This window comes from Streptomyces sp. NPDC059994 (assembly GCF_042737755.1).
Classification (GTDB): Bacteria; Actinomycetota; Actinomycetes; order Streptomycetales; family Streptomycetaceae; genus Streptomyces.
Genome location: NZ_JBHWUR010000006.1, coordinates 92297 through 118090 on the forward strand (window position 1 = coordinate 92297; position 25794 = coordinate 118090).

Genomic DNA, 25794 nt, shown 5'->3' on the forward strand with positions numbered 1-25794 from the left:
AGCGGTGATGCCGGGGCGGCGGCCCTGCGCGGTGTGGTCGTCCGGTCGCTCAGGAGCAGAGCACGCCGTTCAGGGTGTACCGCGTCGGTGCCGTGTTCGTACCCGAGTACGTCGCCTGGAACCCGAGACTCCTGCTGTCACCGGGCGCCAGCGCGGCGTTCCACCCGGCGTCGCGGGCCGTCACCGCGGCGCCCGACTGACTCACCGTGGCGTTCCAGGCGCTGCTGATCCGCTGATCGCCCGCGAAGCTCCACCCCAGCGTCCAGCCCGAGATCGCCGACGCCCCGGTGTTCTTCACGGTCACCGTCGCCGTGAACCCGTTGCCCCAGGAATTGTCGACCCGGTACGTCACCGCGCAGGACGCCGGCGGCGCCGCGTCGTCGTCCACCTCCGTCGCCGTGAACGTCGCCGACCGCACCCCCGGCCCGCCGACCGTGAACGTCGCGCTGTCCGACACCGCGTCGGCGTCCTGTGCGGCGGACACCGAAACCTGCTGCGCGGTTGCCCAGTTGGCCGGTGTGAACACCAGCGTCGTACCCGTCGTCGCGGCCAGATCCTGGTCGCCGGAGCTCCGGGCCACGGTCACGGTGACGCTCTGCGCCGGCGCGGCCGAGAGCCGCACCCCCACTGGCACCGAGCCGCCCTCCGGGACGGTCACCGCCGCCGGTGCCACCCGCACCTCGGGCACCGCCGGGGTCCCGCGCCGCTCCGCCGCGAAGGCCGCCAGCCATGCCAGCGAGGCGTTCCAGTTGATCGCCACCTCATTGGTGGAGTACGAGCCGATGTCGTCCACGTAGCACGCCGCCGGCGCGCAGCCCGGGAGCTTGGCCTTGGCCACCGGGTCCTCCAGACCCGCGTTCGGACCGCCCGCGAAGGAGCCGGCCGGCGGGTGCGGCAGCGAGGCGTCGTTCTGGTGTGCCCAGAAGCGATGGTGCTGGTTCTCGGAGGAGCGCTCGCCGTAGCCGGTGACGTAGGAGAGATCGAGGGCATTGCGGCCGAGCAGGTAGTCCATCGATTCCAGGGCTCCGGCACGGTACTGTTGCCGGCCGGTCAGCTCGTAGGCGACGGCCAGAACCATCGCGTTGTTGGCGACGGAGCTGTTGGAGCCCCAGACATAGCCGGTGGCGGGGATCGGCACCGCGTAGCCCTGGCCGGCCAGGGTGGAGAGGTAGCCGTCGGCGGCCGAGGTCAGCAGGCCGCGCACCCGGGTCAGGTCGTCGGCGGGCAGGTCGACGCCGGGGACGGTGGCGAGGGTGATCCGGCCGAGCGTCGCGGTGCCGCCCCACCAGAACCCGTCGGCGGGCTTGGCGTGATGCGGGGAGGCGGTCACGGCGTTCCGGTACTGCGACTCGCCGGTGGTGGCGAGGAGTTCGGCCGCCGCCCAGTAGAACTCGTCCGAGACGTCGGCGTCCTCGTACGCGCCGCCGCCGGTGTTGTCGGTCGCCGGGGCGAGCACGTTCGGGTTGGCCTTGGCAGCCGCCCATGCGCGGCGGGCGGAGTCTAGGCAGCGCGCGGAGAAGGCCGCGTCGTACGGCGCGTACACCCGGGCGCACTGCGCGGCCGTGGCTGCCAGGTTGAGCGTGGCCGCGGTGGACGGACTGTGCAACTCGCGTTGCCTGTCGTCGAGTTCGGGGCGGGTCGGCAACGCGGTCCACTCGGCGTCGTGCAGCTTGTGGAAGGCCATTCCGGCCATCGGTCTGCCCGCCGGGACCTGCATCCGCAGCAGGAACTCCAGCTCCCAGCGGGCCTCGTCCAGCACGTCCGGTATCCCGTTGCCGCGCTCTGGCACCCGCAGCGTCGAGTCGCCGAGCGCCGCGTCGCCGCCCGAACGCCGCGCCCGCTCATAGGAATTGACGATCTCCCAGACGGATATGCCACCGTTGACCACGTACTTGCCCTGGTCGCCCGCGTCGTACCAGCCGCCGCGCGCGTCCAGCCGGTAGTCGCACACCCCGGCCTGGCAGGGGGCGCTGGTGTCCCCCTTGTTCGGGGCGACGCCCAGGTGCCCGGCGGGGCGGTCATAGGCGGCGCCCGCGAGGGCGGCGTCGATCGCGATGCCGCTGCGCTGCTGGTAGAAGAACGACATGCTGTCGGCGCGCAGCCCGTCGTACAGCGACGCGGAGATGTCGAACGGGTGGCTGGACCGGCCGCCGACGACCAAGGTGAAGCCGGTGCCGACAGCGGTGTACGCGCCGAAGTCCACCAGGTGCGTGGACTGGCCGGACGCCTGGTCGGCGCCGCGCACGGTGGTGGCGCCCGAGGCGACCACCGTGCCGGAGGAGTCGCGCAGCTGCCAGGGGAGCGGACCGGTCGCGGAGCTGACCACGGTGGCCCGCTTGGGGCCGTCGGGCAGGTAGCCGAGCTGGTTGACCCGGACGGGGACGTCGGCGGCATCGACGGTGGCCGGGCCGGCGGAGTGCGCCGGAGACGCGGTGGCGGTCAGGCCGCCGGTGGCCAGGACGAGGCCGGCGACCGCGGCGACCGCATGACGTAGCACGCCGCGGGCGGAGGTGACAGGGGGCACGGGTGGGGCCTTCCTGTGGTGGGGGGCTTGGGGCGGGGAATGAGGTATGGGAGCGCTCCCAATCCATCAAGCCAGCCTTGCGCAGTACACGTCAAGTCATCGGCAGGGAAGGGAAGTTGATCCACGCCGGTGAAGGGTGCGGGTCAACTGCCGGACCCTGCCACGGCTGGGCCGGGATGGGCGATCTCGCGGGGGCCCCGTGGCCCTTGAGGCCTTGGGGGAGGACCCGCACGTCCCAGGCGCCGAGGCTCACCGACCTGTCGGCGGGGACCGGGGCGCTGTCCAGGACGTCAGGTCCAGCCTGGGAATGAGCTGGTGGCGGTCGTCGACCCGGATCGCGACCCGGTCGACGAAGCCGTGCGAGCGTGCGCTCGCGCTGGTTTCCCGAGCCGCCGGGCGAACGGGGCCGATGGCCCGGCGCGTCAGCTCCTGGCTGAGGTCGCCGGAGTGCGTGAGCCCGTCGGCCATGAGGACGGTGTCGCACCGGCGTCGCGTATCGACCTTGGAGGTCGCCCCGTTGAGCTCGAACGTCGCCGGTGCAGGGAGCTCTGGGAGCCGGTGTCCCACCGGCCGGTGACCGAGCACTCCACCATGCGGGGCGGGGTGGCTCCCTCGGCCGTCGCCACGGCCAGGCCAAACCGCCGACGAGCACGAGCGCACCGGGCGGCTGAGAGTAGTGAACACGGGGTGTCGCATGAGCGACTCCTTGCAGCTTGGCGCGCCGTGACCGGCGCGTCGGCTGAAGGGAACCGCTCCCACTGGTGCGAAGGAACGTAGCGTCCGATGGCGGAAATGCCCAGGGGTGCGGCTGGACTTTCCCCACTTGAACCGTCGAAAGCTTTCGACGCTTCACACACCTTGACCGCACGCGAGGCCGTCCCCACTATGGGAGCGCTCCCACTGGGTTCAAGACCTGAATTCTCCCGAGCCGCAAGCCGCAAGGAGGAACCAGTACATGGATCCCGGACACAGGCGCAGAGCCGTGCGGCGGGGGTGGACCGCCGCCCTGGCCGCGCTCGCCTTGCCCCTCACGATGCTCGCCACCGGCACCGGCACCAGCGCCGCGCACGCGGCGGCCGTCCGATGCAGCGTCGACTACAAGACGAACGACTGGGGTTCCGGCTTCACCGCCGACCTCACCATCACCAACCGCGGCACTGACACCATCGACGGCTGGACCCTGACGTTCGCCTACGGTGGGAGCCAGAAGCTCGCGAACGGCTGGAACGGCACCTGGTCCCAGTCCGGCCAGACGGTCACCGTGAAGGACGCCGGGTACAACGCGAAGATCGTCGCGGGCGCTGCTGTCTCCACCGGTGCGCAGTTCGCCTACAGCGGCACCAACACCGCGCCCAGCAGCTTCGCGATCAACGGCACCACCTGTGCCGGCGCGCACCAGCCGCCCGTCACCGTACTCACCAGTCCGAGTGCGGGCGCGGTCTACACGCAGGGGGACGCGGTCCCGCTCGCGGCGACCGCGGCGGCGGCCGACAACGCGACGATCAGCAAGGTGGAGTTCTACGACGACACGACCCTGCTGGGCACCGACACCAGTCCTCCCTACACGTTCTCGGCCTCCAACTTGGCCGTGGGCAGTCATTCCCTGCTGGCGAAGGCGTACGACAGCCTGGATGCCTCCGCGGAATCGACCCCGGTCGGCATCATGGTCGCCTCGGGACCCGCGGTCGTGGCCTCGCCCACCCAACTCGCCGTCCAGCAGGGCAAGTCGGGCACGTTCTCGTTGAAACTGTCGAAGCAGCCGAGCGCGAACGTGACGGTGAGTACAGCTCGCACGGGCGGCAACGCGGGCCTGTCGGTTTCCAGTGGCTCGTCGCTGACCTTCACCCCGTCGAACTGGAGCACCGCGCAGACGGTGACCATCGCGGCGGACTCCTCCGGCACGGGCAGCGCGACCTTCACCGCCTCGGCGGCCGGCCACAGCAAGGCGACGGTCACCGTGACGGAGCTGCCCGCGTCCAAGACGTACGACGCCCGCTTCCTGGATCTCTACGGGAAGATCACCAACCCGGCGAACGGCTATTTCTCACCCGAGGGCATCCCCTACCACTCGGTCGAGACGCTGATAGTCGAGGCCCCGGACCAGGGTCACGAGACCACGTCGGAGGCCTACAGCTACCTCATCTGGCTGCAGGCGATGTACGGCAAGGTCACGGGTGACTGGTCGAAATTCAACGGCGCGTGGGCCCTCATGGAGAAGTACATGATCCCCACGCACGCGGACCAGCCCACCAACTCCTTCTACAACGCCTCGAAGCCGGCGACATACGCACCCGAGGAGGACACCCCGAACGAGTATCCGGCGAAGCTGGACACGTCGGTGCCGGTGGGATCGGACCCGATCGCGGGCGAGCTGAAGTCCGCGTACGGCACGGACGACGTCTACGGCATGCACTGGCTCCAGGACGTCGACAACGTCTACGGCTACGGCGACACGCCCGGCGGTACCTGCGAGGGCGGGCCGACGCGGACCGGGCCGTCGTACATCAACACCTTCCAGCGTGGCCCGCAGGAGTCGGTGTGGGAGACGGTGCCTCAGCCGACCTGTGACGCCTTCAAGTACGGCGGTACCAACGGGTACCTGGACCTGTTCACCGGCGACAACTCCTACGCCAAGCAGTGGAAGTACACGGACGCCCCGGACGCCGACGCGCGTGCGGTGCAGGCCGCGTACTGGGCGGACATGTGGGCCAAGGCACAGGGCAAGGGCGGCGACGTCACCGCGACCGTCGGCAAGGCCGCGAAGATGGGCGACTACCTGCGCTACGCCATGTACGACAAGTACTTCAAGAAGATCGGCAACTGCGTCGGGCCGTCCACCTGCCCTGCCGGGACCGGAAAGGATGCCTCGCAGTACCTGCTGTCCTGGTACTACGCATGGGGCGGCTCCACTGACACCGGTGGCGGCTGGGCCTGGCGCATCGGCTCCAGCCACGCGCACGGCGGATACCAGAACCCGCTGGCCGCGTACGCGCTCAGCTCCAACGCCGACCTGAAGCCCAAGTCGGCGACAGGTGCTGCCGATTGGAGCACCTCACTGACCCGGCAACTGGAGTTCTACCGCTGGCTGCAGTCGGACGAGGGCGCCATCGCGGGCGGTGCGACCAACAGCTGGGCGGGCCGTTACGCGGCACCGCCGGCCGGGAAGCCGACGTTCTACGGCATGTACTACGACGAGCAGCCCGTCTATCACGACCCGCCGTCCAACCAGTGGTTCGGCTTCCAGGCGTGGTCGATGGAGCGGGTCGCCGAGTACTACCAGCAGACCGGGAACGCCAGTGCCAAGGCGGTCCTCGACAAGTGGGTCAAGTGGGCACTGTCCAAGACCACGATCAACCCGGACGGCACGTACCGGATCCCCTCCACACTCCAGTGGTCGGGCCAGCCCGACACCTGGAACGCCTCAACGCCAGGAGCCAACAGCGGACTTCATGTCACCGTCGCCGACTACACCAACGACGTCGGCGTGGCGGCCGCGTTCGCCAAGACGCTGACGTACTACGCCGCCAAGTCCGGTGACCCGGTGGCGAAGACGACGGCGAAGGCGCTGCTGGACGGCATGTGGAACAACTACCAGGACAGCCGGGGCATCGCCGTCCCCGAAACCCGCGCCGACTACAGCCGGTTCGGCGACACGGTGTACGTGCCGAGCGGCTGGAGCGGCAAGATGCCGAACGGCGACGCGATCAACTCCTCGTCCACCTTCGCCTCGCTGCGGTCCTTCTACAAGAACGACCCGGCCTGGTCGAAGATCGAGGCTTATCTGGCGGGCGGGGCGGCGCCCTCCTTCACGTATCACCGGTTCTGGGCCCAGGCGGACATCGCCATGGCCATGGGCTCGTACGCGGAGCTGCTTGAGTAGCCCCGCCCAGCACTCCGTGTGCGCGACCCCGTCGTAGGGCGACGAGGTCACCGGGCCGGGCGGCGCCCACCTGTACAGGGGCCGCCCGGCCCTCCCTCAACGCCGCACCTGATGGCTGTCGGCGAACAGTACGAGGGTGACGGACTCATCTGGTCGCGCGTCCACGTGCTCCAGGGTGAACGCCGGCCGGTCCGGGGCGAGTCGGCGTACGCCGGCCGCCGGATCGGAGGTGCTCGGGGTGAGCACGACGGGCAGCTGCTCCAGGGGGCGCGGCGGGCCGTCGGCGACATGTCCCATCCTGGAGTCGCCGGCGAAGAGCCCGACCAGGTCGACCCGGTCGCCCTCGGCCGCGAGGACGCCGGGTCCGAAGGGGAACGACACCCACGGCGAGCCGCCGGGGAGCAGCTCGGCGCTGATGCGCGGGCCAAGGCGCACGGTGATCGTGTCCCCTACGCGCCACTGCCGCTCCAGACGCAATCCGTGGCGGGTGAGCGCCGGGCTGCCGGCGATCATGCCGTGGGTGTACGCGGGGCGAGCGCGAGGGGGTGGCGCCCGACCTGGCTGCCAGGCGTCACCCCGTGCTGGTCGTCCCCGCGGGCTGATCACCGACTGCGTGCGCGCCGTGGACGCAGTCGCGCAGCTTCCGGGCCCCGACAGCGACCGGGTCGTGGTGAGCGGCGGCAGCCAGGGCGGCGGTCTGGCCCTCGCAGTCGCCGGCCTCAACGGGGACCGCGTGGCGGCCGTGATGCCGGACGTTCCGTTCCTGTGCCACCGGCCGCCAGGTGCGGATCCTCCACGCCCGCCCGCCGCACGACGCCCACGCCCACCGCCACACCGGTTCGGACCTGGCGCTGACCACCATCCGACGGCGGCCGTCGGGGGCGGTATGGAGAGGGAGGTCCGAGGACAGGTTGCTGAACCCACTACGCGGGCGACGACCGGACCATGACGGTGTGGCCCTTCGCCGACCACGGCGGCGGCTATGGCTCCAACCCGCCCGCCCAGCTCTCCTGGCTGCTCGACCTCGGGCTGGCGCCGCAGCTGTGACCGCCGTGCGCGGAATCCGGCCCCCGACCGGCCGGGACCCGCGACGATCCCCGAAAGACCCGTGAGGTACCGCCGCATGAGCATCCCAGCCTTCCCGGACCTGCCCCGCGACTTCCGTTTCGGCGCCGCCACCGCCGCGTACCAGATCGAGGGCGGCCACGACGAGGACGGCCGCGGCCCGTCCATCTGGGACACCTACAGCCGCACCCCGGGCCGAACCCTCGGCCGCGCCACCGGTGACACCGGCTGCGACCACTCTCATCGCTACCCCGAGGACATCGCCCTGCTCCGGGACCTCGGCGTCGACGGCTACCGCTTCTCCATCGCCTGGCCGCGCCTCCTGCCGCAGGGAACCGGCCCGGTCAACCCGAAGGGCCTGGACTTCCACGACCGGCTGATCGACGAACTGCTCGCCGCCGGGATCGCCCCTGCCGTCGCCCTGTACCACTGGGACCTGCCGCAGGCCCTGGAGGACCGGGGCGGCTGGCGCGTGCGGGGGAGCGCCGAGGCGTTCGCCGAGTACGCGGCAGTCGCCGCCGAGCGCTATGCGGACCGGGTCGAGCGCTGGATCACCCTCAACGAGCCGTTCTGCTCCGCCTTCGTGGGCTACGCCGAGGGCCGGCACGCCCCCGGAGCCCAGGAGGGCCGCGGGGCGCTGGCGGCCGCCCACCACCTGCTGGTCGGCCACGGCCTCGCGGTCCGGGAGCTGCGCGCGGCCGGCGCCCGCGAGGTCGGTATCACCCTCAACCTCGACCGCCTGCACGCCGTCTCCGACCGCCCCGAGGACCTGGCAGCCCTGCGCCGGGCCGAGGTTCTGCACAACGAGGTCTGGACCGGGCCGCTGTTCGCCGGGCGCTACCCCGAGCACGAGGCCGAGACCCGGGAGGGGCTGGCCGACGGTCCCTGGCGGCGGCCGGGGGACCTGGAACTGATCGGCGCGTCGCTGGACTTCGTCGGAATCAACTTCTACCGGCCGATCACCATCGCGGCTGCCCCGCACCGCGAGGGCGACCCCGAACTGCGCACCGCCATGGACATCGGCGTCGCCGAGCCGAACCCGTACGGTACCCGGCTCACCACCATGGGCCGGCCCGTCGTCCCGTCCGCGTTCACCGAGCTGCTCTGCGACCTCCACTCCCGCTACCCGCGGCTCCCGCTACCCGCGGCTCCCGCTACCCGCGGCTCCCGCTACCCGCGGCTCCCGCTACCCGCGGCTCCCGCTACCCGCGGCTCCCGCCGCTCTGGATCACCGAGAACGGCTCCGCCGAGGCCGACAGCGTCGCCCCCGACGGCCGCGTCCACCACGCGGAACGGATCGACTACCTGGCCGGCCACCTCGCCGCCGTCGCCGACGCCGTCGCGGCCGGGGTCGACGTACGCGGCTACTACGTGTGGTCCCTGCTGGACAACTTCGAATGGGCCCGCGGCTACGGGCAGCGCTTCGGCCTGGTCCACGTCGACCACGACACCCTGACCCGAACCCCAAGGACAGCTACCGCCGGTACCGGGGCCTGATCACCGCGCACCGCGCGCGGACGGAGGAACCTGCCCGATGAAGTTCACCGACGGCTACTGGCTGATGCGCCCGGGTGTCACCGCGCGCTACGCCACCGAGGTCGCTGACGTCCGGACCGACGAGGACCGGATGACCCTCTACGCGCCCGTGAAGCACGTGCGTGGCCGCGGTGACACGCTCAACAGCCCCCTGCTGACCATCGAATGCCGGTCCCCGGCCGAGGGCGTGATCGGGGTACGCACCACCCACCACGCCGGCTCGGTGCGGCGTGGGCCGGAGTTCGCGCTGCCCGGCTCCGAACAGGGCACCGGGAAGGTGCGCCGGGACGGCGACGTGGTGGAGCTCTGCGCCGGTGAACTGACGCTGCGAGTGGACACCGCCAAGCCGTGGCAGCTGGAGTTCAGCGCCAAGGGGCGGGTGCTGACCTCCGTGGGTGAGCGCGGCACCGGCTTCGCCACCGACGGCGACGGCCGCCACCACATGCTCGGACAACTCTCCCTGGGCGTCGGCGAGCTGGTCTACGGTCTGGGAGAGCGTTTCACCCCGTTCATCCGGAACGGGCAGGTGGTGGACATCTGGCAGGCGGACGGCGGCACCAGCAGCGAACAGGCCTACAAGAACGTCCCGTTCCATCTGACCAACCGGGGCTACGGTGTCTTCGTCAACCACCCCGGCAAGGTCCGTTACGAGATCGGCTCGGAGTCCGTCGGCCAAGTGCAGTTCAGCGTCGAGGACCAGTCGCTGGAGTACTTCGTCGTGCACGGCCCGACCCCCAAGCGGATCCTGGAGCGCTACACCGCGCTCACCGGCCGCCCCGCGCTGCCGCCGACGTGGGCGCTGGGCCTGTGGCTGACCACCTCCTTCACCACCGAGTACGACGAGGGCACCGTCACCCGCTTCGTCGGCGGCATGGCCGAGCGCGGCATTCCGCTGAGCGTCTTCCACTTCGACTTCTTCTGGATGCGCGAGTACCAGTGGTGCGACTTCGTGTGGGATCCGGAGGCCTTCCCGGACCCAGCCGGCATGCTGGCCCGGCTCAAGCGGCAGGGCCTGCGCATCTCCGCCTGGATCAACCCCTACATCGCGCAGAAGTCGGAGCTGTTCGCCGAGGGCATGCGCGAGGGCCACCTGGTGCGGCGCCCGGACGGCAGCGTCTGGCAGTGGGACCTGTGGCAGCCGGGCATGGCCCTGGTGGACTTCACCAACCGCTCCGCCCGCGACTGGTACACCGGCAAGCTGCGCACCCTGCTGGCCATCGGTGTGGACTGCTTCAAGACCGACTTCGGCGAGCGCATCCCCACCGACGTGGTCTGGCACGACGGCTCCGACCCGGAGCGGATGCACAACTACGACACCCACCTGTACAACCAGGCGGTGTTCGAGCTGCTCCGCGAAGAGCGCGGGGAAGGGGAGGCGCTGCTGTTCGCCCGATCCGCCACCGCGGGTGGCCAGCAGTATCCGGTGCACTGGGGCGGCGACTGCGAGTCACACTTCAACGCGATGGCGGAGTCGCTGCGCGGCGGACTTTCTCTCGGCCTGTCCGGCTTCGGCTTCTGGAGCCACGACATCGGCGGCTTCGAGGGCACTCCGGACCCCGCCGTCTTCAAGCGCTGGACGCAGTTCGGCCTGCTCTCCTCGCACAGCCGACTGCACGGCAGCAAGTCCTACCGGGTCCCGTGGGACTACGGCGAGGAGGCCGTCGAGGTCACCCGCGAGTTCACGCTGCTCAAGCACCGCCTGGCCCCCTACCTCCAGCACGCGGCCCAGCAGGCGCATGCCACCGGCCTCCCGGTGATGCGCGCGATGGTGCTGGAGTTCCCGGACGACCCGGCCGCCGCCACGCTCGACCGGCAGTACCTGCTCGGCGACGACCTGCTCGTCGCCCCGGTCTTCACCGGGGACGGCACGGTCGAGTACTACGTGCCCGAGGGGCCATGGACCAACATCCTGACCGGCGACCGGGTCACCGGCCCCCGCTGGGTCCGTGAACAGCACGGCTTCCACACCCTGCCGCTCCTCGCCCGCCCCGACTCCGTCATCCCGCTCGGGGCGGACGACCAGCACCCGGTCTCCGCCTGGGCCGACGGAGTCGAGCTGCGCGTCCACGCCTTCGCCGACGGCGCCGAGCGCACCGTCGTGATCCCGCGCACCGAGGGCCCTGGTGAGGCTGCCCGCTTCCAGCTGCGCCGCACGGGCAACCGCCTCCGGGTGACCACCGACTGCCCGCATCCCTGGCAGCTGCGGATCGGCGGCCCGGACGGCGCCCTGCACGTCAACCCCGCCGGCACCGGTGAGGCAGACGTTCCCTACCCGGCCTGAGTCCGACATCCCGACGCGAGGTCCCCCGCTCCACCGCATGGGCGCACGGGACCTCGCCCCTTGCCGCCCGGTCCACGCCCGGAAGCGCCCCTGCGGAGCCGGACCCAGCGGGTGCCTCTCGCGTGCCGGCCGTACATCTCACCCAGGAGTCGTCGAGGCGAGCCCAATCGAAGTGGTTCGATTCTCCAACCCGAGGCACTGCCTCCTGAATTCGCGAGGATGAGCAGGTCGCGCCGAGCGTGGCCCTGGGGTGGGCTACGGCCGCGCCGGCGACGCGGCCGTGGAAGGTGCCAGTGCCTCGGCGGCCCGTTCGAGTGCCGCGTCCTCTTCGCTGCTGGCCCGGAGCTGCGGCTGGGCGGCGGGACGGCCCTTGGGCAGGAAGACGGCGAACGCCAGCCCACCGGCCACCGCGGCCGTCGCGATCAGGAAGGAGACGCGGAAGCCGTGCATGGTCGGGAGCGCGGCGGAACCGAAGTCCTGCGACGTGTTGGCGAGGACCATGCCGATGACCGCGCTCGACACCGATGTACCGATCGAGCGCATCAGGGTGTTGAGGCCGTTGGCCGCGCCCGTCTCGGACGGGTCGACCGCGCCGACGATGAGCGCGGGGAGCGAGGAGTAGGCGAGGCCGATGCCCGCGCCGACGACGACCGAGATGACGATGGTCTGCCAGGCCGCGCTCATCAGGCCGAGTCCCGCCCCGTATCCGATCGCGATGATCAGCATGCCGAGGATGAGGGTGGTCTTGGGGCCGTACTTGGCCGAGAGGCGGGCGTAGACCGGGGCGGTCAGCATCATCGTCAGGCCGAGCGGGGCCACGCACAGACCGGCTACGACCATCGACTGGCCGAGGCCGTACCCGGTGGCGGAGGGCAGCTGGAGCAGTTGCGGGAGCACGAGTGAGATGGCGTAGAAGGCGACGCCGACCATCATGGAGGCGAGGTTGGTGAGCAGTACCTCGCGCCGGGCGGTGGTGCGCAGGTTCACCAGCGGCGCCTTGACACGCAGCTCCATCACGCCCCACAGGACGAGAACGAGGACCGCCGAGCCGAGCAGGCCGAGCGTGGTGGTCGACCCCCAGCCCCAGTCGCTGCCCTTGGTGATCGGGACCAGCAGCAGGATCAGCCCCAGGGAGAGGCCGAGCGCGCCGAGCACGTCGAAGGTGCCCTCCGCTTTGACCTTGCTCTCCGGTACGAACAGGAGGGTGAGCAGGATGGCCACTACGCCGAGGCCCGCGGAGCCGAAGAACAGGGTGTGCCAGTTCATGTGCTGGGCGACCAGGGCCGCGAGCGGCAGCGCGAGTCCGCCGCCGACGCCTATGGAGGAGCTCATCAGGGCCATCGCCGAGCCGAGCTTCTCGCGGGGCAGCTCATCGCGCATCAAGCCGATGCCGAGCGGGATGGCGCCCATGGCGAAGCCCTGAAGGGACCGGCCGACGATCATCACGAGGAGTTCGCTGGTGAAGCCGGCGATCAGCGAGCCGACCACCATGATGGCGAGGCTGGACAGGAGCATGCGGCGCTTGCCGTACAGGTCGCCGAGCCGGCCCATGATCGGGGTGGCCACGGCGCCGGCGAGCAGCGTCGAGGTCATGACCCAGGTGGCGTTGGAGGGTGAGGTGCTGAGCAGCTCGGGCAGGTCCTTGATGACCGGCACGAGCAGCGTCTGCATCACCGCGACCGTGATGCCGGCGAAGGCGAGTACGGGGACGACACCGCGTATGCCGCGCGGTGCGGCCTCCTGGTCGGTCGTCGGCTGGGACATTACGGGGCCTCCGGAGGCGGGAAGAGGTCGACGGTTGCACCTGGGCTGGGTACGTGTGACTCAAACCCGTTTCCCCAGGCGACTATTCCGATGGGCTCCGGTGAATTCCGTAGGAGCAAGAATCTTGACCTGGATGGGTAACGCTTGACCTATTCATTGCCCTGTCTGCTGGGCGGGATCCGGCCCGTGGGGCGCGGGGGAGGGGGCGGTTGCTGCGGCGGGCTGCCCAGCAGTGATTCGGGCAGACAGGCGGGGCCGCGTCTCCAGCTGTCGATGAAACGCAGCCCGAACCGCGTGAGCAGTGCCGCGAGATCGTCAAGCCGGTCCGGGGCGATGACGCCGTTCAGCGAGGTGGCGGCACCGTCGACCGGATCGGCTTCCAACCGGCACCAGCTGGTCTCGATTTCGTACCCTTCCCAGGAGGAAGATCGGGACCGCCACCCGGCCCGCACGAAATGCTCGGCCACCCGCGAGGCGTCACGGCTGTCCGGCAGCAGCCCGCACAGGTTGTTGTCGCTCTCCGCCCACCTGTCATCCGGAGCCGGGCCGTCATCAGATAGGTCCACATCCTGGGTCGCACTGCCTGGGGCCCCGCCCTGCCGAATCGCCTCCCGCATTGCGGGCAGCAGGGGGGCCGCAGGCGCAATGGCCCTGGCGGGCTGGCTCCTGGTCGAACGGGCGGGCAGCAGGGGGAACGGCACGGCATGAGTCTCATGATCTCGCGTCAGATATCTGGATGATCATGACTGTTGGAAGGTGCACCTGCGCGCCGAGGGGTGGGCCGTGTGAACCCGCCCGCACGTGGACCCCTACGCTGGTGCCCGCCACGTGGCGGATCTTGGAACAGTACGACGAACGGAGCGTGACAGTGACGGGGGCGTACGGCGCGGAGCTCGTCGGAGAGGTTCTGGGCGGGCGATACCGCGTGACCGCGACGATCGGGCGCGGTGGCATGGGTGTGGTCGCCCGGGCGGTGGACCAGCTGCTGAACCGCGAGGTCGCCGTCAAGGTCCTGCGGGCCTACACCGGCGCTTCCCCGGCCGAACTGGCCGATCTGCGGGTCCGGATGCAGCGGGAGGCGCAGGCCGCCGCCCGTATCCGGCACAGCGGTGTGGTCACCGTGCACGACGTGGTCGAGGAGCAGGGGCTGCCGGTCATCGTCATGGAGCTGGTCGACGGGCCCTCCCTCGACGACGTGCTGGCGGAGCGCGGCCCGCTGGACCCGCGCGAAGCGGCCTCGATCGGCGCCAAGCTGATGGACGCGCTCGACGCGGCACACCGGGCCGGGGTCCTCCACCGGGACGTCAAGCCCGGCAACGTACTGCTTGAGCGCAGCGGCCGGGTCGTGCTCACCGACTTCGGCATCGCCAGCATGGAGACCTCCGGCGATGAGGCCCTGGCCAGGCTGACCCAGAGCGGTCAGATCGTCGGCTCCCTCGACTATCTGCCGCCGGAGCGCGCACAGGGCCGGGAACCGGGTGCCGCGTCGGACATCTGGGCGCTCGGCATGACGCTGTACGCGGCCGTGGAGGGCTCTTCGCCCTTCCGTCATACGTCGGTGTGGTCCACGCTGGCGGCGATCGTCGGCGAACCGCTGCCGGAGCCCCGGCGAGCCGGACCGCTCACCACGGTGCTGCAGGCGCTGATGGCCAAGGACCCACTGCAGCGGCCCGACGCCGGGCAGGCGCGTGAGATGCTGGAGGCGGTCGCCGGGGGCAGGACGGCGGACCTCGCGCCGGCACCGGCCCTCCAGCCCGTCACTCCGCCGGCCTTCGGTCCCGCCGCCGCGCCGTTCTCCCAGCCCACCCCTCAGACCGTCGCCTCCTACACGCCGACCGACGCCTACGGCGCCCCTCCGCAGTCGGGCATGGCGCCTGGCATGCCCGCCGGTCAGGGCAACAAGTGGATCTACGCTTGCATCCAGGGCACGAACACCGAAGGCTGGCTGTTCAGCGGCAAATCCACCCTGGAGGGCGGCACACTCGCTCGCTGCCAAGACTGATCCGCCATTCACCAGAGGGCGAGTTGCGGGTCGCGGCCGGGGCGGGTGCCCGGGATTTCCTTGCGTCGTCATGTACCGGGCGCGCCTCATCCGGGGTTGCTCGGGCGCTGTCCGGCGGTTTTCCGACTGAAAGGGGCCCTCCGTGCCCGTGCTGCGCCGCCCGTCCCGCGTGACGGCGATCTGCCTCGTCCTGGCCGCAGTGTTGCTGGCCACCGGCGCCTTTGCGGTCCGGCAGGGCCCGGCGGCGGGCCTCCTTCCCGAGACGGCGTGGAGCGGCTGGCGGTCCGAGGAAGTGCTGCACTGGTCGGCGTATATCCGCGTCAACACGTGGGCGCACGCCGCCGAGGCGGAGATCCACATGGGCAAGGCCGAGTCGATCACGCTCAAGGCGTACGGCGAGGACGCCCACGGCACCACGAGCATGGACCCCACCGCCTTCACCCTCACTCCCGACGGGAAGCTCACCGGGCGCGAACTCGCTGCCACCGGCTGACACGTGACGGAGTGACCGCTCGACCGCGGGATCCAGTCGAAACCCGGACCTTTGCCAGCCTGACCTGCCGGGTGCAGGCAACCCCGAAGCCTCGACGAGCCCGAGGGGTTTGCTCGGTGCCACCTTCCCGCCCTTCCGCTCCCCCCGTCGGCCCCTGCCCCAGATCCGTTCCCGGCGGCCGGGAGGCCCGATCCGTCGCCGTCCGCGCCCACCCCCGCCGAGGGCGCGTGCACCCCCACCGAGGGCGCGTGCACCACCCCGTCCATCGCCGCCGCCCACAGCCTTGGCGAGTCCGTGGACCGCGAGTGCGAGGACGCGGTAGTCACCGGGCAGGGCCTGGCCGCCCGTCTGGTCCTGGCGGTGGTCCCCGGCGTCCGAGCCCGCCACAAGAGGCTGGCCCTTCCCGCACACCTCTGCGCGCAACACCAACGCCATCCGGCTGAACGAGTCGCCGGGCAACCGGCTGCGCCACCGCACGGCGTTCCTCGCGGCGCGGGTGCCGGAGACAGCGCGACAGCAGTAACGCAGATGTGCGAACGAGCGGTGGGCGATCGCCCCCGTGGCTGGACGTACACTCCACACATGGGTCGCACATGCGCAGTGAGGGAGTGCCTGTTCCAGGCCGCTCACGCCCTGTGCCCGTCCGCCGCGTGCGGGACGGCCGTCGACCCGGTGAACGCGTCGGCGATCTACTGTCGCGCGTTGCACGGCCACGGCTAGCGATTCCGGGCATTCTCGGCATTTCCCAGATCATTCCGCCCCTGCAGGCGGACCGTTCTCTGCGCGACCGCCCCTCCCCACCTCTGTAACCGCACGGCGACGGTCCTCGCCACGATTTCCCGCTTTGTCATCCTTTGGTGCCCAGGCGCCGCCTGCGCGCCGACCGCCGGACGACCGGCAGCCGGTGCATCTTCGAGAGGACCCTTGTGAAGCTGAGCGAGCTGCTCGCCGGGCACGATCATGAAGTCATCGAGGGCGATCCGGAGACGAGGATCACCGGAGGCACCTGCTTCGACGCCCACCGCGTCGCTCCGGGATCCCTGTTCATCGCGGTACCCGGTCATCGCGAGGGCGGCCCCGAGTCCGTCGGACCGGCTCTCGCACGCGGCGCGGTGGCGATACTCATCGACTCCGCGACGGCGCAACTTCCGGTCGGGACGTGGGCGTCGGCAGCCGGTGTATGCGTCGTAGCCGTCGCGGACACGCGCAAGGCGGCCGCGGTCGTCGCCTCCCGCTACCACGGGGAGCCAGGCCGGCAGATGAAGATGGTGGCTGTCACGGGCACCAACGGGAAGACGTCGGTTTCCTCCATGGTGGAGTCGGTGCTGAGGGTCGCCGAGCACGCCAGGGTGGGGGTCATAGGGACGGGCGGCAGCCGGATCGGCGACGAACTGATCCCGATGCCGAGGTCGGTACTGACCACACCGGAGTCGCCGGACTTCCAGTATCTGCTCGGGTGCATGCGCGACCGCGGTGTCGACACCGTGGCACTCGAAGCCACGTCGATGGGCCTGCTGACCCACCGCCTCGACCACTCGTTCATCGACGTAGGGGTGTTCACCAACCTGACGCAGGATCACCTGGACGACCACGGCACCATGGAGAACTACCGGGATGCCAAACTGCGTCTGTTCCAGGGGCTGTGCCGGCGTGCGGTGGTCAACGCCGACGACCCGGTCGGAGCCTGCATCGGGGCGATGATGCCGGGCGCGGTCGTCGCGTACGGCATCGACGCGGAGGCGGACTACCGGGCGACCGACCTCACCATGGACGCCGTCGGCACCCGCTTCACCCTGCATCACGCCGGCCACAGGTATCCGGCGGCGATCCCCCTGCCTGGACGGTTCGCAGTCTCCAACGCACTGGCCACTGTCGCAGCCTGCCACCTCCTCGGGCACAATCTGGCCGGACTGGTCGCCGCGCTTGAGCAGATGCCCCCGATCCCGGGTAGGTTCGAACGCTACGAGACCCCGGACGGTACCTCCGTCATCGTGGACTATGCGCACTCCCCGGACTCACTGGAGAAGGTGCTGACCACCATCCGCGGCTTCGCCTCTGGCCGGGTCGTCACGGTCTTCGGCTGCGGCGGGGACCGGGACGTCACCAAGCGCGCCCGGATGGGGGAGATCGCCGGCACCTACTCCGATCTGTGCGTTCTCACTTCGGACAATCCCCGGAACGAAGACCCCCGGGCGATCATGGATCAGATCGTCCCGGGCCTGCTCGCGAGCGGCACCACTTTCGAGCGGTTCGCCGACCGACGCCGCGCCATCTCCTTCGCCCTGTCCGCCGCAGGGCATGGCGACGTCCTCCTGATCGCGGGCAAAGGCAGCGAGCCCTACCAGATCGTCAACGGGGAACTGCTGCCGTTCAGCGACATGGCGACGGTACGCGAACTCGCCACGCGGTAGGCGTACCGGCCTTCTTGACGCCCGGCGCTGTTTGCAGTGCCGGGCACGAGGACGTGCAACGGCTCCGGTTGCCGACCTGCTGGCTGATGCGAATGGCAGGTCCGCGGCCCTGGCCGGAGCGGAGGTGGTCGTCCGGCAGAAGCCCCTCCTTCAGCCCCCTGGCAGCAGAGGCTGTGGAACACCTCGCCGACGGCAGACGTGCTGCGAGAGGGGGGTACTACACCCCAGAGTCCCTGGTGCGGCGGGCTGTTGAACAGGCGCTTGGGTTCTTCGGGGAACTGCCTGGCGTGGCCCGCGCGGCGTAACGCCATCCCCGCGGTGCAATCACCACACCCCCAAGTTCAGGCTGCAGATACGGAGTCGGCCGCACCCGCGAAGGCCGCCAGCGCAGCGAAGTCATCCTTGAGCAGCCCGAGCCGGGGATCGACGGGGTGCACCAAGGCGGACCCGGGATGGTGAGCGGCGACATAGGCCCGGTCCTGGTCGGTGAGCTCGTCGTCCACCCATGCGAAGGCCTGCCCTGCCGCGTAGGCCACCAGCGGCTTTGTCTTCCAGTGCAGCCCGCCGTGCCGCGCCTGGGCGTCCGCCGCGTCGCCGAAATCGACGTAGGGCAGGGCGGGCAGGCCCAGCGCCGGGCCGATGAAGGAGTTGGCCTCGCCCATCCAGGTTGTCGCCCACACCAGGGTGAAGCGGTCGGCGAGCGCCAGAAGTGCGGGCCCGTGCCCGGGATTGAGCCAAACCCTCAAGGGCTTACGGCGTGCCACGGGCTTGTGCGCCTGCCGAGCCTCCCAACTCGGCGGCATCATCCGATGCGTGGTGTACCCGGGGGGCGTCGGTGTGGCTTGGCCGCGTACGGGTTGAGCGGGCCGTCCACATCGAGGAAGCACAGCGGACCGGCAGTCGAACTGTTCACGGCGACCTCCGTACGTCCCCCGCCGTTGATCGGCGTGACATGACCATAGCGGTAGTGCTCCGTTCGAATCCTCTCGGTTCCCCGCTTCCGACACCGCAGCCGAGGCCGTCTTCGACACCCGCCAAACGAGGAACCGGAGCGCGCGGCACCGCGCACGTGGCGGTCAAGGTGGGATGCCGGCCCTGGGCCTTGAGGGCCGGATGGCCGGCTTCGCCATGCCCGACGACAAGGGCGACCTGAGCGGCGTGCCCTGGAAGGGCGGCTACGACAAGGTCAAGTGGCTCTCGAAGGACCAGCTCACCAAGGAGAACGTCCTGGACGCCCGGGCCGACCTCGTCTTCGCCGGGTGGAGCTACGGCTTCCGCGAAGACGGCGGCTTCACCCCCGACGCGTTGCGCAAGCTCGGCATCCCCTCGTACATCCTCACCGAGTCCTGCCGCAGCAGCCGTACGAAGTCCTCGCGGGGCATCATGCCGCCGCTGGACGCGCTCTACAGGACCTGACCAACCTGGGCAAGCTCTTCGGCGTCGAGGAGCGGGCCGCCCGGCTGATCGCCGACTTCAACAAGCGCGTCGCGGACGTGCGGGCCAAGGCCCCCCGGGGCGCAGGCCGGCCCACGGTCTTCCTCTACGACAGCGGCCGCGACCAGCCCTTCACCTCCGGCCGCTACGCCGCTCCGGAGCAGATCATCACCGAGTCCGGCGGCGTCAACGTCATGCACGACGTGGCGGACTCCTGGACCACGGTGGGCTGGGAGAGCGTCGTCCAGCGCAACCCCGACGTGATCCTCATCTGTGACTACGGCGATGTGAGCGCCGAGGCGAAGAAGAAGTTCCTGCTCTCCTACGCTCCCCTGCGGGACGTCGCCGCGGTCAAGAACCGGCGCATCTTCACGCTTGGCTACGCCGACCTGGTGGAGAGCCCCCGCAACCCGTCGGCGATCGCCCGCTTCGGCGCGTATCTGCGGGAGGTGGCGGGGAAGCGGTGACGGCGGCCCGCACCGGTGCGGCCCACATGTTGCTGATCTTCTCGGAGAACGCCTTGTCGCGAGGGCCAACCGGTTCGGGAGCCTCCCCTGGACCGCCGTGGAAACCGACGGGCGACGGTATACAAGGTCAGGCTGGTCGGATTAGGGTGGCCGTGTGTTGCATCGGCTCGCAATAACCGTGTTGCCACCAGGACCTCGGTGGCCTTGCCAGGTGCGGTTCTGGGTGGATGGCTGCGATGTGGTGGAAGCAGCGGTCCACGAGAGTGGGCGTGGACCGTTTGCGATGGACGTCCTGCGGACGGATCGGCCCAGTCCGCTTGTGGCATCCCGCGCAGCCCGCCGCCTGAGGCTTGGCGAACCCGAGTGCACCGGCGGCTGCTGCGGGTATCTGTCCGCTGTGGTGCAACGCTGCGGAGGACTGGTGGTCTGGTCCCGCTGGGAGGGGCCGTACCGGGATCGGTTGCCGCTTGATTTCCACTTCGACGCAGAGCAGTACGACGCGGAGCTGACCCGTGCTGTCGCGGACCGGCGGTGGGACATCCACCCAGACCCCACTCGGCGCTTGTCAGCCAGCGCTGACGACACGGGGCTCTGAGCAGCTCTGTGGCGTCCTTGCGCGACAAGGCGAGCGGGATGCTGATGCAGGCCGGGGACAATCGGCAGGTCATATCCAACGTCCTCTACGGAACGGTGTCCACCGGTGACCAGCCAGGCGGGGGTGACGACGTTGTACGCCACCCGCGGCCTGGTGACAGCTCTCATTGAGGTAGCGGGTGGCGGCCTTCGAGAGTGACGGAGCACCAGCGGCACGGGGCCTGAGGTTCCGAAGCCTGCCGGGACCCTCATTCCCGGCCGTCCACCACGGCTGAACCGCACCGCTGTAGATATAGCTACCTTCCTCCCCCCGCTGGGTCGGGCCTCGCGGCGCTGTGCCTGGCCCGCAAGAGGCAGGGGCTGTTATCGGCCTTGGAGGCGGAGGGAGACGAGGGTCGGGTCGCGGAGTTCTGCGGGGGCTTGGGGATGGTGGCCGACGGTGACTTCGGCGAGGGTGCTGAACTGTCCGGGGTAGACCATGACGGGCTGGTCGCGGCGTGTGAGGCAGCAGGCGAGTGGTGGGGCCTCAACGGCGCCTTCTGACCGCCCTCCTGCTTCCGGTCGAGGAGCCCCGCTCACCGGCTCGGGGCCGTCCACCACCGGGTGGACGGCCCTGAACCGGAGCGCGGGACCGGAGTCGGCCGGGGCAGCCGAGCTACGTAGCCGCTGGGCCTGTTGTGAAGGTGCTGGTAACGAGCGGTCTGGCATACAGGGGCGGCGTCGTTGTCAGTGGTGTCGTGCATGATCGGTGCGTCAGTTCTTCTACGGGGATGGGGAAGCGCCATGCCGATCACAAACCAGCAGGTAGCAGGGCACGCGTTTCTGCGGCTGATGTACGAGGACACGTATTTCCCCGATCACGTCGTCGACCAGGGCAGGGCGATCCTGCAGCGGCTGTGCGAGCGGATCGAGGCGGAGCAGCCGTCGGATCTGGAGGCCCTGTATGCGCTCACCCAGGCCGCGACGGAGGAGTTCAACCTTCTTGAGTCGGAGTTCGAGGCAGCCGGGAGTGGGATCGAGACGGTTGCGCGTGAGTGGATCGCTGAGGACTTCTGGTTTGCCGCGTCGGCATACGGGTTCACGGACGCCGATGTGGAGGAGCTGATCGCCGGCCGGGACTGGTGAGCGGGGACCGGAAGGTGAGCGAGGACCGGAACACCGTTTGCCGGTCAGAGCCATGCGTTGAGGGCTGCGATCACACGGTCACCTCGTAGCGGACCGCGTGGCGCCCGCCCGGGTTCCCGACCAGTCGCGCGGCCTGGTTATGCGAACGGACAAGCTCGCCATCGCCTATCAGACCGCTTCCCATCTGGCCCTTCGGACAGCAGTCGGACAACACCCACCCGGGAGAATTCCTCCGTCCTGCGAACCGTGCGGACCCGCCACCGTCCAGCTGGCAGAGCAACCGGAGCCTGCTCAGGCCGACCACCGTCCGGGTACTCCTCGTTGAGCTCGGCTCCCGGCGTGGTGGAGTCCATGAGCACGGCTAGGCCGTCCCTGGGCGAGGAAGTGGAGCGCGGGGCGGGCCCGGTCCGCGCTCCACCGGCAGGGGCGGCGTGCGGCGTGTCGATTGCCCGAGATGGGAGCGCCCCCTTATCGGATTTCAGGGCACTGGCGGTCCGCCAGGGTGGCCGCCGCAGTACATGCCGGATCTGCTGCGGCGGAGCCTCAACACGCAGGCGGTGCTGGGCGGCAGTCCGTCCGGCGGCCCCGCTCCGGTTGTGCGAGGGATACCACCGATATCGGCGAGATCTCTTGTGGCGGCGGCGCACGTCGCCGTCCACGCGGCGAGGTGCCCGGCGCGCATCGCGCCATGGCGGAGCCGGCGACAGTGGCCGTGTCGCTGCTGGCTGTGAAGGGCGGCACGGCGGAGCATGGGGCCAGTGGCCGGAGGGCTGATCGAGGTGCTCAACTGGCGGCTGAGTCCGTGGGCAGGACCGGTTTGCGAACTTGGAGAAGGTGTTGATGAGGACGCCGCCCCGACGTGTCCCTGGGGTCGTCGCCTTCCCGCTGTTGACCATGCGGTGGGAGCAGCTCGCGATGGTGCACTGGAGGTACGAGGCCGAGGCCGTCCAGCGCCTGCTGCCCAGGGGACTGCTCGTGGATCGGTTCGAAGACCGGGCCTGGGTCAGCCTGACGCCGTTCATGATGTCGTCCGTCCGCGGCCTGGGGGTCGTGCCGCTGCCTCCCTCTGCCTTTCCTGAGACAAACCTACGGACGTACGTACGTCTGCCGGACGGACGCCGCGGGCTGTGGTTTTTCTCCCTGGACGTCACCGCCCCCCACATGTTGGCGGCACGGGCGATCGGGGTGCCCTACCGGCTGGCGGAGCTGTCGGTGCGTGTGCGGGGCGTTGACACGGTCTACGGCGGGCGGCGCCGGGGCGTGGACGGCGTCGGATACCGGCTGCGCATCCGGGCGGGCGCGCTGGTCGAGGAGATCTCTCCTCTGGACGAGTGGCTCACTTCGCGGTGGGTCGCCTTCTCCCGGCGTGCGGGCCGCTTGTGGCTCACCCCGGTGCAACACGAACCCTGGACGCTCGGACACGGGACGATCATGGAGATGCGCCAGACGCTCACCCACAGCGCCGGTCTTCCCGATCCGGAACCCGCGCCGCTCGTGCACATGTCCCCGGGGGTGGGTCCTGTTCGCCTCGGACCTTCCCGTCCGTTGTTCTGACGGCGACGGTCAGGCGAGCAGGTTCACGGCGCTCTGGAACAGGCCGGGGAACCGGGCAGCTGCCGGGGTGACCATAGGCGCCAGCTGCGGCTGATTCCGGATCCAGAGGAGGGAACTGGTCAGGAGACGATAGCTGCGAGACAAGCGACACCAAGCACGTTCATATGCCTGCGGGCGGCCCTCGCGAAGACAACGTACGAGGGCGTCCGCCGCCGTCAGGGCGAGAGTCAGGCCCTCGCCTGTCAGCGCGTCGACGTATCCTGCGGCGTCGCCCACGAACAGCACTCGGCCTGCCACCCGGGAACGGGCTTGCTGCCGCAGCGGCCCGGCGCCCCTGACCGGTGTCCTGTCGGCCGTGAGCAGGCGGCTGGCCAAGAGGGGGAAACGGGCCAGCTGGTCGTCGTAGGGCAGTTGGCGTGAGGTGAGGATGGCGACGCCGACCTGCCGCGGTCCGAGCGGAGTGACGTACGCCTCGCAGTCGGCGGCCCAGTACACCTCGACCAGGTCGGTCCATGGCTCGACGCCGTAGTGGCGCCGCAGACCGTACCGCAGCGTGCGCCGCCGGGTGGCGGCCGGTCGCTCGGTCAGGCCGAGCGCCCGTCGGGTGGGGGAGTGCAGTCCGTCGGCCGCCACGAGATAGCGGGCGTTGATCCCGTCGGCGGTCACGTACGCGTCGGACTGGACCACCTGGCGAACGCGGTGCGGGATGACCGGAACGCCGAGTTGGGCGGCCCGGGCGGTGAGTGCCTCGTGCAGCACGGTCCGGCGGGTGCCGAGACCGGGTCCCATGGGGAATCGGGCTTCGGCGCGTCGGCCGCCGGTGGCGTCGAGGTAGCGGATGCCTTGGAGGTGTTGGCCGGGCACATTCACGTCGAGCGCTTTCAAGGCGTGCACCGCCGAGGGCATCAATCCCTCTCCGCATGCCTTGTCGACGGGTGAAGGGCGCGGCTCGGCGACCATGACGTCGAAGCCGCATTGCACTGCGTGGATCGCGGCGGCCAGGCCCGCCGGGCCGCCGCCGACGATCAGGAGGTCGATCACGACGCGGCACCGGGGCTGGGGAGAGCGCGTGACGGCGCCAGCGCGGCGTTCTCGCAGCGGATGCGCACGGTCAGCAGTGTCGCGTTCAACAGCGTGAAGGCCAGGGCGGTCAGCCAGGCGGTGTGTACCAGGGGGAGGGCGATGCCCTCGGCGACGACGGCCACGTAGTTGGGGTGCCGCAGGTACCGGTAGGGGCCGGAGGTGATCAGAGGAAGGTCGGGGACGATCAGCACGCGGGTGTGCCATCGGGGGCCGAGGGTGCTGATGCACCACCAGCGCAGCGCTTGCGCGGCCAGCGTGAGGCCGAGGGCGGGCCAGCCGAGCAGCGGCAGGAAGGGCCGGTCGGCCGCCCAGGGCTCGACGAGGCAGCCGAGGAGGAACGCGGTATGCAGGCCGACCATTGCCGGATAGTGCCCGGCACCGTGCTCACGGCCGCCCAGGGCTCGGCTCCAGGCGCCGTTGCGTCGCGCCACGGCGAGTTCCGCGAAGCGCTCGGCGACGACCAGCAGGACCAAGAGGGGGTACGGCGTCATGGGACTCTCACCAGGCCAGGAGGACGAGTTCGGACGAGAAGCCGGGCCCGAAAGCGATCATCAGTCCAGTCGTTCCGGGTGGGGGCTGATCGTTCTGCGTGTCCTTGAGGATGTGCAGTACCGACGCGGAGGACAGGTTTCCGTGGGCGGCGAGCGCGCGGCGGCTTGCCGCGAGGGCCGAGTCCGGAAGGCCGAGTTCATCGGCGAGCGCGTCCAGGATCCTGGGGCCGCCCGGGTGGCAGATCCATGCCGTGACGTCCGCGGGCTTGAGGTCGTGTCCGGCGAGGAAGGACTCGATCTCCTCGCTCACATGCAGCCTGACGAGCTCGGGGAGTTCCGGACCGAGCACCAGGCGGAAGCCCCAGTCGCCGACGTCCCAGCCCAACAGGTGCTCGCTCCCCGGATACAGGCGGCTCCGTGCCGCCATGACCGTCGGCACGGAGGATCCGAACCGGCGCGATGGCGTACGTGAGGGCGTACGGGAAGGGTCACTGCCGACGGCCACGAGTGCGGCGACCCCGTCCCCGAACAGACTGCCCGCCACCAGGTTCGCCATCGACATGTCGGCGCGCTGCAAGGTGAGCGAGCACAGTTCGGTGGACAGAAGAAGCGCCGTGCTGCCCGGCCGGCCGTCGAGGAAGTCGTGGACGCGGGCCAGTCCGGCGGCGCCCGCGGAGCACCCCAGCCCGAACAGGGGCGTGCGCTTGACGTCGGGCCGTAGGCCTGTCCGTGCGGCCAGCCGGGCCTCCAGGGAGGGGGTCGCGATACCGGTCACGGTCGTCGAGACGATCAGGTCGACGTCTTGCGGGCGCACACCGGCATCGTCGAGTGCCCGCTCGACGGCTTCGGCGCCCAGTGTGGTGGCCAGTTCGACGAAGATGCGGTTGGTCTCGCCGAAGGTGCCGAGATCACGGTAGCGGTCGAGGGGCAGAGCGAGATGACGGCTCTCCACGCCGGCCGCCGCGTGCAGCCGACGCACGAGTTCCCCGTCGGATCCGGGCGGCAGGCTGGAGACAAGGTCTTCGGTGATCTCGTGTTGCATATAGCGGTGCGGCGGGAACACCGTACTCACCGCAAGGACGCGGGTCAT

At 70.4% G+C, this 25794-nt stretch carries 15 protein-coding genes and 4 pseudogenes; 10 read left to right on the plus strand and 9 right to left on the minus strand.

What is annotated here, in order from left to right; all coding sequences use genetic code 11:
- Positions 1 to 49: 49 nt before the first annotated feature.
- Both ACFWA7_RS05635 and ACFWA7_RS05640 read right to left on the minus strand, forming a co-directional pair.
- Positions 50 to 2524, minus strand: coding sequence for a glycoside hydrolase family 9 protein (locus ACFWA7_RS05635; protein ID WP_385821180.1), 2475 nt, complete (start codon positions 2522 to 2524; stop codon positions 50 to 52).
- A gap of 249 nt (positions 2525 to 2773) precedes the next feature.
- Entirely contained in the window at positions 2774 to 2992 is a 219-nt protein-coding gene (locus ACFWA7_RS05640; RefSeq protein ID WP_385534401.1) for a hypothetical protein, read from the minus strand.
- 487 nt (positions 2993 to 3479) lie between these two features.
- Between ACFWA7_RS05640 and ACFWA7_RS05645 the strand changes: the two genes are divergently transcribed.
- The gene (locus ACFWA7_RS05645) at positions 3480 to 6404 is read left to right on the plus strand and encodes a glycoside hydrolase family 48 protein (RefSeq protein WP_385821182.1); all 2925 of its coding nucleotides are present in this window, start codon (positions 3480 to 3482) and stop codon (positions 6402 to 6404) included.
- Between the two features lie 96 nt (positions 6405 to 6500).
- On the opposite strand, the gene ACFWA7_RS05650 is transcribed toward ACFWA7_RS05645, so the two are convergent.
- Positions 6501 to 6917 (minus strand): DUF4986 domain-containing protein, encoded by a 417-nt coding sequence (locus ACFWA7_RS05650; protein WP_385821184.1) that lies wholly within the window; start codon positions 6915 to 6917, stop codon positions 6501 to 6503.
- On the opposite strand from ACFWA7_RS05650, the gene ACFWA7_RS05655 reads away from it, so the two are divergent.
- The 3 genes and pseudogenes from ACFWA7_RS05655 (at position 6916) to yicI (ending at position 11286) form a co-directional block, all read left to right on the plus strand.
- Positions 6916 to 7353 carry an acetylxylan esterase gene (locus tag ACFWA7_RS05655; protein WP_385821253.1) on the plus strand — a complete coding sequence of 146 codons (438 nt, stop codon included), beginning with the start codon at positions 6916 to 6918 and terminating at the stop codon, positions 7351 to 7353. The genes ACFWA7_RS05650 and ACFWA7_RS05655 overlap by 2 nt on opposite strands.
- A gap of 174 nt (positions 7354 to 7527) precedes the next feature.
- Positions 7528 to 9007: pseudogene (locus ACFWA7_RS05660) on the plus strand (family 1 glycosylhydrolase).
- Entirely contained in the window at positions 9004 to 11286 is a 2283-nt protein-coding gene (yicI, locus tag ACFWA7_RS05665) for an alpha-xylosidase (protein WP_385821186.1), read from the plus strand. The pseudogene ACFWA7_RS05660 and the gene yicI overlap by 4 nt, the downstream one beginning before the upstream one ends.
- On the opposite strand, the pseudogene ACFWA7_RS05670 reads toward yicI, so the two are convergent.
- Positions 11240 to 13050, minus strand: a pseudogene (locus tag ACFWA7_RS05670) (MFS transporter). The gene yicI and the pseudogene ACFWA7_RS05670 sit on opposite strands and share 47 nt — an antisense overlap.
- A gap of 149 nt (positions 13051 to 13199) precedes the next feature.
- Positions 13200 to 13751, minus strand: coding sequence for a hypothetical protein (locus ACFWA7_RS05675; RefSeq protein WP_385821188.1), 552 nt, complete (start codon positions 13749 to 13751; stop codon positions 13200 to 13202).
- A 161-nt stretch (positions 13752 to 13912) separates the two neighbouring features.
- Between ACFWA7_RS05675 and ACFWA7_RS05680 the strand changes: the two genes are divergently transcribed.
- From ACFWA7_RS05680 to ACFWA7_RS05690, 3 genes are all read left to right on the plus strand, one after another.
- A complete protein-coding gene (locus tag ACFWA7_RS05680; protein WP_385821190.1) occupies positions 13913 to 15052 on the plus strand; it encodes a serine/threonine-protein kinase in 1140 nt (379 codons plus the stop codon).
- 142 nt (positions 15053 to 15194) lie between these two features.
- Positions 15195 to 15545, plus strand: coding sequence for a hypothetical protein (locus tag ACFWA7_RS05685; protein ID WP_385534389.1), 351 nt, complete (start codon positions 15195 to 15197; stop codon positions 15543 to 15545).
- 926 nt (positions 15546 to 16471) lie between these two features.
- Positions 16472 to 17956, plus strand: a complete 1485-nt coding sequence (locus ACFWA7_RS05690) for a UDP-N-acetylmuramoyl-L-alanyl-D-glutamate--2,6-diaminopimelate ligase (protein WP_385534467.1) — start codon at positions 16472 to 16474, stop codon at positions 17954 to 17956.
- Between the two features lie 341 nt (positions 17957 to 18297).
- On the opposite strand, the pseudogene ACFWA7_RS05695 reads toward ACFWA7_RS05690, so the two are convergent.
- Positions 18298 to 18869 (minus strand): annotated as a pseudogene (locus ACFWA7_RS05695) (hypothetical protein).
- A 173-nt stretch (positions 18870 to 19042) separates the two neighbouring features.
- On the opposite strand from ACFWA7_RS05695, the pseudogene ACFWA7_RS05700 reads away from it, so the two are divergent.
- From ACFWA7_RS05700 to ACFWA7_RS05710, 3 genes and pseudogenes are all read left to right on the plus strand, one after another.
- Positions 19043 to 19857, plus strand: a pseudogene (locus tag ACFWA7_RS05700) (ABC transporter substrate-binding protein); the annotation flags it as partial.
- Positions 19858 to 21234: 1377 nt separating this feature from the next.
- Positions 21235 to 21576 (plus strand): DUF5713 family protein, encoded by a 342-nt coding sequence (locus tag ACFWA7_RS05705; RefSeq protein ID WP_385534387.1) that lies wholly within the window; start codon positions 21235 to 21237, stop codon positions 21574 to 21576.
- Positions 21577 to 22416: 840 nt separating this feature from the next.
- On the plus strand, positions 22417 to 23130 hold the full coding sequence (locus ACFWA7_RS05710) for a YqjF family protein (RefSeq protein ID WP_385821192.1): 714 nt from the start codon (positions 22417 to 22419) through the stop codon (positions 23128 to 23130).
- A 9-nt stretch (positions 23131 to 23139) separates the two neighbouring features.
- Here ACFWA7_RS05710 and ACFWA7_RS05715 read toward each other — a convergent pair whose 3' ends face one another.
- Genes ACFWA7_RS05715 through ACFWA7_RS05725 form a run of 3 tightly spaced genes read right to left on the minus strand, consistent with a single transcriptional unit; the run spans position 23140 to position 25794 of the window.
- A complete protein-coding gene (locus tag ACFWA7_RS05715; RefSeq protein WP_385534383.1) occupies positions 23140 to 24171 on the minus strand; it encodes an NAD(P)/FAD-dependent oxidoreductase in 1032 nt (343 codons plus the stop codon).
- On the minus strand, positions 24168 to 24704 hold the full coding sequence (locus ACFWA7_RS05720) for an isoprenylcysteine carboxyl methyltransferase family protein (protein ID WP_385534381.1): 537 nt from the start codon (positions 24702 to 24704) through the stop codon (positions 24168 to 24170). Before ACFWA7_RS05720 ends, ACFWA7_RS05715 begins: the two co-directional genes overlap by 4 nt.
- A 7-nt stretch (positions 24705 to 24711) precedes the next feature.
- Positions 24712 to 25794 carry a type III polyketide synthase gene (locus ACFWA7_RS05725; protein ID WP_385534379.1) on the minus strand — a complete coding sequence of 361 codons (1083 nt, stop codon included), beginning with the start codon at positions 25792 to 25794 and terminating at the stop codon, positions 24712 to 24714.